This is a genomic window from uncultured Cetobacterium sp., assembly GCF_947039425.1.
Lineage (GTDB): Bacteria > Fusobacteriota > Fusobacteriia > Fusobacteriales > Fusobacteriaceae > Cetobacterium_A.
Window position 1 is genome coordinate 1 of sequence record NZ_CAMQYW010000081.1, and the last position, 6,871, is coordinate 6,871.

Annotated in this window: 8 protein-coding genes; all 8 read right to left on the bottom strand. The window is 28.6% G+C overall.

Annotated features, from left to right (window positions below):
* On the bottom strand, positions 1 to 162 hold a 162-nt coding region (locus tag Q0V09_RS05745; protein WP_297487626.1), incomplete at its 3' end, for a glycerol-3-phosphate acyltransferase.
* A gap of 9 nt (positions 163 to 171) precedes the next feature.
* Entirely contained in the window at positions 172 to 1,527 is a 1,356-nt protein-coding gene (rlmD, locus tag Q0V09_RS05750) for a 23S rRNA (uracil(1939)-C(5))-methyltransferase RlmD (protein ID WP_297487614.1), read from the bottom strand.
* An 18-nt stretch (positions 1,528 to 1,545) separates the two neighbouring features.
* Positions 1,546 to 1,818, bottom strand: coding sequence for a hypothetical protein (locus Q0V09_RS05755; RefSeq protein ID WP_297407534.1), 273 nt, complete (start codon positions 1,816 to 1,818; stop codon positions 1,546 to 1,548).
* 9 nt (positions 1,819 to 1,827) lie between these two features.
* Entirely contained in the window at positions 1,828 to 2,766 is a 939-nt protein-coding gene (gene rsmH, locus Q0V09_RS05760) for a 16S rRNA (cytosine(1402)-N(4))-methyltransferase RsmH (protein WP_297487616.1), read from the bottom strand.
* A gap of 51 nt (positions 2,767 to 2,817) precedes the next feature.
* On the bottom strand, positions 2,818 to 3,063 hold the full coding sequence (locus Q0V09_RS05765) for a YggT family protein (RefSeq protein WP_297487618.1): 246 nt from the start codon (positions 3,061 to 3,063) through the stop codon (positions 2,818 to 2,820).
* A gap of 39 nt (positions 3,064 to 3,102) precedes the next feature.
* Positions 3,103 to 3,672 carry a CDP-diacylglycerol--glycerol-3-phosphate 3-phosphatidyltransferase gene (gene pgsA / locus Q0V09_RS05770; RefSeq protein WP_297487620.1) on the bottom strand — a complete coding sequence of 190 codons (570 nt, stop codon included), beginning with the start codon at positions 3,670 to 3,672 and terminating at the stop codon, positions 3,103 to 3,105.
* A gap of 30 nt (positions 3,673 to 3,702) precedes the next feature.
* On the bottom strand, positions 3,703 to 5,043 hold the full coding sequence (rimO, locus tag Q0V09_RS05775; protein WP_297487622.1) for a 30S ribosomal protein S12 methylthiotransferase RimO: 1,341 nt from the start codon (positions 5,041 to 5,043) through the stop codon (positions 3,703 to 3,705).
* A gap of 78 nt (positions 5,044 to 5,121) precedes the next feature.
* Positions 5,122 to 6,871, bottom strand: a 1,750-nt coding sequence (gene pnp, locus Q0V09_RS05780; RefSeq protein ID WP_297487624.1) for a polyribonucleotide nucleotidyltransferase, incomplete at its 5' end; no start/stop codon positions are given.

Sequence of the window (6,871 nt, forward strand, 5' to 3'; positions counted from 1 at the left end):
ACCATACTTAGGACCTAAAATTCTATATGCATTTGTTGCCCCAGAATTTTTACTTCCGTGCTCACGAATATCCATATTTTTTGTTACTTTTCCTAACCACACACCACATGGTAATGATCCAAATAGATAAGCTATTATAACAAAAACTAAAAATTTAATCATCTTTTCCTCCTAGTTTTTTACTAATCTTCCAACAACTTCTATATGACTTGTTTGTGGAAACATATCAACTGGTTTTACTTTTTCTAAAGAATATCCTTCTCTTGCAAGAATTTCAATATCCCTTGCAAATGTTGATGGATTACAAGATATATAAATGATCTCTTTTATATCCATTTTTGATATACTTAAAAGACTTTCTTCGTCAATTCCTTTTCTTGGTGGATCTAAGATTATAGAATCTATTTTTTCATCTTTTGTTAATATTTCTAACTCTTTATTTACATCACCACAAATAAATTCTATATTTTTTATTCCATTCTCTTTTGCTGTATTTTTTCCATCTTTAACAGCTGATTCAACTATCTCGACTGAATATACTTTTTTAGCTTTTTTAGATAAAATCATTCCAATAGTTCCAGTTCCTGCATATGCATCAATTATATTTTTATTCTCTATATTTCCAAACATACTTATTGCTAAATCATATAATCTTTTTGTTTGAGGTACATTAATTTGGAAAAAAGAATTTGGTGAAATATTAAAATGTATTTCATTTATCTCCTCTTTTAATGTTTTATCTCCTGCTAATAAAACATTTTTATTTCCCATTGCAACATTTGTTCTTTTATTATTTAAAGATACATATATAGATTTTATCTCTTTAATATTCTCTTTTAATTCTAAAAGAATTTTCTCAATATTTTCTTTTACTTTGTCACTATTTATAATTAAAACTACCATGGCTTCATTAAAAGTATTTGTTCTTACCATTACATGTCTTAAAATACCTTTATGTGTACTTTCATCATAAACACTTACTCTATCTCTATTTAAAAGAACTTTCAACTCCTTTATAACTTTATTTCCTAAAAGAGAATTTAATATATTATCTTCAACTTGAAATACATCATGACTTTTTCTTTTAAAGAAACCTGTTATTATTTCTCCTTTATCATAAGAAAATGGTTCGATAACTTTATTTCTATAGTTTTTCTTTATAGGAGATTCTAAAGTATCTTCAGTTACTACTGTTGTATTTTTTCCTATTCTTTTTATTACATCTTCAACCATTTCTTTTTTATATTTTAATTGTGATTCATAATTTAACATTCCAAAATCACAACCTTGAAAATCTTCAAATGTAATTCTATTTTCTTTAACTCTCTCTTCTCCTGGAGTTAATATCTCTTTTATTAAAGCTCTTCCATAAGTCTTTTTTAAAGATATTATTTCAACATTAAGAATATCTCCTGGTACTGACATTGGAACAAAAACAGCAAAATCATTAAAATATCCTAACCCTTCTCCTCCATATACTATCTTTTCAATTTTTAACTCTATTATTTGTTTTTTTTCTAATTTCATCTATTCTCCCAACTTTTATTATAAAGAATCTTTTTTTATTCTAAAAAAGTTTATATCACCTGATATAGCCATATTCTTTTTAGAATTCATCTCTTTTTCTATTTTACTTAAATCCATTAAACTGTCGTATTCATACAGTTTATCATTTTTTTCTTTTTCTAAATTTTTTATATTTTTAGCTATTCCTTTATTTTCCTTTTCAAGTAAAGATATCTTTCTTATAAGATACCCATAAAAAGACCATACTGATAATATTATCATTACTATTAAAAGTATCTTTTGCTTTTTCATATAAACACCTTATAGTTTTTCAATTACTCTTAATTTAGCAGAGTGAGCTCTATTATTAAATTCCAACTCATTTTTTCCAGATATAATTGGTTTTCTATTTATCAATTTACCTTTTGGTTCCTCACTACACATACATATTGGTAATTCAATTGGACATCTACACCCTGTACATAAATCTCTAAACATATTTTTTACTATTCTATCTTCTAATGAATGGAATGTTATAATCCCTAAACGACCACCTTTTTCTAAAGATTCAAAACATTTTGTAATCGCATTTTTTAAAACTTCTAATTCTCTATTAACTTCAATTCTTATTGCTTGGAATACTTTCTTAGCAGGATGTTTCTCACTTCTAGGCGGATAACCTCTTCTTATAACATCTACTAATTCTCCTGTTGTTTCAATTGGTTTTTCTTCTCTTTTTTGACAAATTAATCTAGCTATTTTTCTAGAGAATCTTTCCTCTCCATATTCAAAAAATATTCTAGCTAATTCTCCCTCTTCATACTCATTAACTACTTCATAAGCTGATAGAGCTTCACTTCTATTCATTCTCATATCTAATCTAGTATTATATCTATAAGAAAATCCTCTTTCTGGATCATCTAATTGTGTTGAAGATACTCCTATATCCATTAAGATCCCTGTAACTTTATCTACTCCTGCCATATAAAGTACAGTTTCTATATTTTCAAAGTTATTTTTAAAAACTGACCATTTAGATCCATATTTTTCAAGTCTTTTCTTTGCAAATTCAATAGCTTGATCATCTTGATCAATTGATATTAATCTTCCATTATCATTTATCTCTCTTAAGATTCCTTCTGAATGGCCTCCACCACCCAAAGTACAATCTACATATACTCCATCTTTTTTTGTAACTAAATTTTCCAGTGTCTCATAATATAATACTGGTATATGGTATTCGCTTTCTATTTCGTGCATTTGTTCCTCCTAGAAAAAATAGAGAAGCCGCTTGGCTTCTCTATTCTATTATTATAAAAAATAAAAAATAATATATCTTACAACTCTTAAAGCGAAATATGCCAATACTGGGGACAAGTCCATTCTTAAATTCCCAAATGGCAATAAATATCTAAACGGCTTTAAAATTGGTTCTGTTAAACTATATACAAGATTTGTAAATTCATTTCTTGAATATGGTGCTAACCAAGATAACAATATTCTTATTAAAATAAGGATATTAATTATTTCAAAAATCAAATTTATTATTCTATACATTTTTTCTCCTTAAATATCATTTAATATTTTTAATTTATTTTAATTTTCATTTAAAAAATAATGTTTAGCTTTTACTGAATACTCCCATCCAGACCAAACTGTCAATACAACAGGAATAAGTGTTAGATAAAAATATAAATTTTTATAAAATTCTGCATTACTTGGTGTCTTTCCTAATCCAAAAACTAACATAATCATAATTACAATCATTTGAGTTGTAGTTTTATATTTACCTAGCATTCCTGCTGGGATAACCTCACCTTTTGCTGCTGCTATTGTTCGAATTCCACTTATTAAAAACTCTCTCGCTATAACTACTATAGACATCCAAGAAGGAATATAATCTAACTTTACAAAAATTACTAAGGCTGAAATAACAAGAATTTTATCTGCCAATGGATCCATTATCTTTCCTAAATCTGTTATTAAATTATATTTCCTTGCAATATATCCATCTAACCAATCTGTTAATGAAGCAAACATAAAAATTGCAAAAGCTATAAGTCTATACATCTCTCCATTTGAACCTACTGATGATTCTTGTAAAAAATATATAAAAGGAATTGCCAATATTAATCTAATTGCTGTTAGTTTATTTGGTAAATTCAATTTGTTTTCCTCCTTAACTTAACTTTTATGTTATTTAGATTCATTCTCCACAATAGCTCCTATGAAATCATAATCAAAGTTTTGCTCTATTTTAACTTTTACAATTTCACCTTGCTTTGCTGTTCCATCATTTGTTAAAACTTTTCCATCTATATCTAATGCTTGACCTCTAGTTCTTCCTTCTAACATAAATTCACTTTCTGAAGAGATTCCGTCAATCATAACCTCAACAACTTTACCGATCATATCTTTATTTTTTCTTTCAGCAATTTCTGATTGTAAATTTGTTAATTCGACCCATCTTTTTTCTTTTATTTCTTCTGGAACTTGATTTTCTAAATCGTGAGCAACAGTTCCCTCTTCTCTTGAATATTTGAAAACTCCAACATAATCAAATTTAAACTCTTCTACAAAGTCTTTTAACTCTTCAAAATCATCATCAGTTTCACCAGGGAATCCAACTATAACAGTTGTTCTAATTGCTGCTTCTGGAATCTCTTTTCTTATTCTATTTAAAATTCCTTTAATGTAATCTCCTGATTTTGCTCTTGCCATATTTTGTAATATATTTCCAGAAATATGTTGAATAGGTACATCAAAATAATTACATACTTTAGGTTCAGTTTTTATAACTTCTATTAATTCATCTGTTAAAGAATTAGGGAACATATAGTATGATCTTATCCATTCTATTCCTTCTACTTTTACTAGTTCTCTTAAAAGATCTGGCAATGCTTTCTTATTGTATAAGTCTATTCCATACTCTGTAGTTTCTTGAGCTAATAAATTAATCTCTCTAACGCCACTTGCTGCTAAAGCTTTAGCTTCTTCAACAATATCCTCAATAGTTCTACTTCTTAAGTTTCCTCTTAACTGTGGAATTATACAATAAGTACATCTTCTATTGCATCCTTCAGCTATTTTTAAATATGCTGTATGTGGACTTGTTGTTAATATTCTTTCAGTTCCTGCATTTGCTAAGAATTCAAAGCTATCACATCTTATTATTTTTTCATCTTCAAAAATAGTATCTACAACTTCCTCTATTTTATCAATTTCTCCAGTTCCTATAACAGCATCTATTTCTGGTATCTCTGCTATTAACTCTTCAGCATATCTTTGAGCTAAACATCCTGCAACAATTATTTTTTTTACTTTTCCTGATTTTTTACACTCTGCAACTTCTAATATTGCTTGAATTGATTCCTCTTTAGCATCACCTATAAATCCACAAGTATTTACTAAAACAACTTCCGCATCTTCTAAGTTATTTGTTAATTCAAATCCTTTTCTAGCAACCATTAATCCTATTAAATGCTCACTATCTACTAAATTTTTACTACATCCTAAACTAATTAAACCTAATTTCATTTTTACCTCGCTTTATATTGTTCCCAATGGAAAATAACACAGAGGTTGAAATCCTCTGTGTTATTTTTATATTTTTAATTACTCTACTGTTACTTTTATTTCTTCTGTTTCAGTAACTTCAACTTTTACTGCTGCCTCTTGTAGAAGTTTCTTTCTACTTAAACTAATTTTTCCATTCTCTGTAGATATTACTTTAACCTCAAAAGTATCTCCTGCTTTTAATACATCCTCAACATTAGCTACTCTTTCTAAAGAGATTTCTGATACATGTAAAAGTCCCTCTTTACCTGGTAATATCTCCATAAATGCTCCGAATTTAGCTATATTAACAACTCTACCTGTATAAACTTCTCCAACTTCTACATCTTTAACATAGTTATTTACAAGTTTTACAGTTTCTTCTAATATATCTAATCCTTTACAGAAAATTGACACTTTTCCATCATCTTCTATATCAATAGTTGCACCTGTAGTTTCAATAATACCTTTTATGTTTTTTCCACCAGGTCCTATTAATGCTGCAATTTTATCTTTTGGTATAGTCATTTGATGAATTCTAGGAACAGTTGGTCCTAAATCATTTGGTATTGATATTGTATTATTCATTACATCTAATATTTGTAATCTTGCGATTAAAGCTTGCTTTAATGCAATTCTCATTATATCTTCTGATATTCCAGTAATTTTCATATCCATTTGTAATGCAGTTATTCCATTTTTAGTTCCCGCTACTTTAAAGTCCATGTCTCCTAAGTGATCCTCTAGACCCATTATATCAGTTAATACAACATAGTCGTCTCCCTCTTTTATAAGACCCATTGCTATTCCAGCAACATGCTCTTTAATAGGTACTCCTGCTTGCATTAATGCTAATGACCCTCCACAAATTGAAGCTTGTGACGATGATCCATTTGATTCAGTAATTTCTGAAACTAATCTTATTGTATATGGGAATGCATCCACTGATGGTAATACATAACTTAAAGCTCTTTCAGCTAAAGATCCATGTCCTAGCTCTCTTCTTCCAGGTGCTCCCATTCTTCCTGTTTCTCCAACTGAATATGGAGGGAAGTTATAATGTAAATAGAATTTTTTGAAGTATTCTTCAGCTAATCCATCTATTAATTGCTCATCCTCTTTTGTTCCTAAAGTTGCTACTACTAAAGCTTGAGTTTCTCCTCTAGTAAATAAAGCAGACCCATGAACTACTGGAAGTATATCTACTTCAGCATCTAAACTTCTTATCTCTGTTGTTGCTCTTCCGTCAACTCTATGTTTATTATATAAAATAGCTTCTCTTACTAATTGTTTCATTAAATCATGATAATAATTTGCAAACTCAGCTACTACATCTGCAGGAACTTCTTCAGCATCTGCAAACTTAACCTTTACAAACTCTTCATATAAAGCATCTTCCACTGCATCTATTGCATCTTCTCTTGCATGTTTCCCAGTTGTTAAAACAGCTTCTTTTAATTTTTCTGTTCCGTTTTCATCAATGAATTCTTTAACTAAAGGCATAACTTCTGGAGCTGCAAATTCCATTTTTTCTTTTCCTACAAGTTCTTGGAACTCCATTTGGAATTTACATAATTTTTTAATATTATCATGTGCAAACATAATTGCTTTTAACATAACTTCTTCATCTATTTCTCTAGAACCTGCTTCTACCATGTTTATTGCATCCATAGTTCCTGCAACTGTTAAATCTAAATCACTTATTGCTAATTGTTCTGGTGTTGGATTTAATACAAATTCTCCATCAACCATTCCTACAACAACTCCTGCAACTGGTCCCATAAATGGAATATCTGATATTGTTAATGCT